Raw genomic sequence first — 391 nt, forward strand, 5'->3', positions numbered from 1 at the left:
TTCCACAGCAATGCGTAAAGCCCAGAAAGTCGAATGTCTCCGGCTTCCCTTTGCCACGCCGGAGCCGGTTTCTGACGGCGTATCGTCCAAATTCAATCAGCCGGGTCTTCTCCGGGTGTAAGGCCAGCCCAAATTCCGCCAAGCGTTCCCGCAATGCCGCCAAGAACACTTTTCCATCGGCCTGCCGTTCGAATCCCGATACACTGTCATCCGCATAGCGTACGAGCATGACGCGTCCTGTCGCGTGCCGCCCTCGCCATTGATGTGCCCACAAATCGGACACATAGTGCAAGTAGATGTTCGCAAGCAACGGCGAAATAACAGATCCTTGCGGAGTGCCTTTCTCTGCCGCTGTCCGACGTCCATCGTCGATCACGCCCGCCTTGAGCCA

General features: G+C 57.3%; 1 protein-coding gene. It reads right to left on the reverse strand.

Annotated elements, in window-relative coordinates; all coding sequences use genetic code 11:
- Window positions 1–391: reverse transcriptase domain-containing protein (locus B3F77_RS10020; RefSeq protein ID WP_293604815.1), on the reverse strand; the 391-nt coding region annotated here is incomplete at both ends.

The sequence above is a fragment of the Polaromonas sp. UBA4122 genome, from assembly GCA_002381615.1.
GTDB lineage: Bacteria > Pseudomonadota > Gammaproteobacteria > Burkholderiales > Burkholderiaceae_C > Polaromonas.